The sequence below is a fragment of the Psychrobacter sp. genome, assembly GCF_036731945.1.
Taxonomy (GTDB): Bacteria; Pseudomonadota; Gammaproteobacteria; order Pseudomonadales; family Moraxellaceae; genus Psychrobacter.
Genome location: NZ_DAINDI010000020.1, coordinates 8,870 through 10,045 on the forward strand (window position 1 = coordinate 8,870; position 1,176 = coordinate 10,045).

The following is a 1,176-nucleotide window of genomic DNA, read 5'->3' on the forward strand; positions in this document are numbered from 1 at the left end:
ATGACAGGGCTTTTTGTTAAAAGTTATAGGTTGTTTTAGGTCTTATCATTGACCCTATTAGCATTCAGACTTACCAAGCTGCTCCCACCTATTGTCTTTTGCGATTTTCGCGATATCCATAATATAAACGCGTGCATCGCCTTGCTTTAAGCCAAAATCACTGATTAATACTTGGCAGACGTAATCAGCCAAGGGATCGCGTTTAGTTCCGTCATCAATGACACCAATATACAAAGTGTTTTTAAGCTGATCAGCCCATACAGCGTCTTTGATTGTGGGTTCTTTATCGCTCATAAAATATTTAACAATATTTTCTTTGATATCTGAACTAATAAGATTAGTCGCGACTTGGTCAGCGTCAATACTGGGGCTTTGCACGGCGTTCGAGGGTTCAGCACTATAAGCAGGCTCATCATTGATATCGCGCAAGCTGCACATTGTGATAGCAACTGGTATACCAATTACAGCCAAACCTATCCACGTTAATGTATTTATTACTTTAGACATTACTAATCCTAGTCGGCAATCTAAACCAACAACTATAAACCATAGTTTACGCTTGAGCAATTATCATTACTCAGTATAGTGGTCTATCCGCTCTGATAGCTTCTCTGCAAACCGTGTGACAGTCAAGCTGATATTCCCGTCAAACGCAGGTCGGATAAATGGGGTGGCGGGTTGATTGACGGTGCCTCGCTCGATAAAGTGCCAATAGCGTGGGTAAACTTTCTGTTTGGTGCCTTTGCCCACATATATCCCGACAACAGCGCCTTGAGCGAACTCGCCTTTGTGCTCAGATTTGGGCAAGCGGCGTTTTTTAATGGCTGTTTTTAAAAGTCCGGGCTGTACTTCTACTTTTGTACCGTTTGGGTAGTACATTTCATGTGGTTCTTTAGCTTTTGCTGCAAAAGCTTTGGCATCTTTGACCATCGGCGTCAGTGCGTACATTGCTGCACTAAACAACGCCTTTCCCGCCAAGTCGTTGCCTAATTCTGCGAGCTTCTTGTCAAGCTCATCAAGACCTTGAACAGTGATACTGCCGATGTCGTGGTCGCTCATGTTGTGGCCTTCAGCATCAATGTCATATATTCGCGTCCGCTATCGGCATCGGGTAATGGGTCGCCGTCAATATCATAGCGCAGACCATTATGCGATATTTGCATAGTGCTATTAATA

General features: G+C 43.5%; 2 protein-coding genes. Both read right to left on the bottom strand.

Annotated elements, in window-relative coordinates; translation table 11 throughout:
* Nucleotides 1–57: 57 nt before the first annotated feature.
* Nucleotides 58–507, bottom strand: coding sequence for a hypothetical protein (locus V7D75_RS05770; protein WP_333613787.1), 450 nt, complete (start codon nt 505–507; stop codon nt 58–60).
* Between the two features lie 66 nt (nt 508–573).
* Nucleotides 574–1,059 (bottom strand): HK97-gp10 family putative phage morphogenesis protein, encoded by a 486-nt coding sequence (locus V7D75_RS05775; protein WP_333613788.1) that lies wholly within the window; start codon nt 1,057–1,059, stop codon nt 574–576.
* Nucleotides 1,060–1,176: the final 117 nt, after the last annotated feature.

What these genes read in the sequence shown, in the direction of transcription:
- V7D75_RS05770 (WP_333613787.1), bottom strand. Translation starts at nt 507, where the DNA reads ATGTCTAAAGTAATAAATACATTAACGTGGATAGGTTTGGCTGTAATT.
- V7D75_RS05775 (WP_333613788.1), bottom strand. Translation starts at nt 1,059, where the DNA reads ATGAGCGACCACGACATCGGCAGTATCACTGTTCAAGGTCTTGATGAG.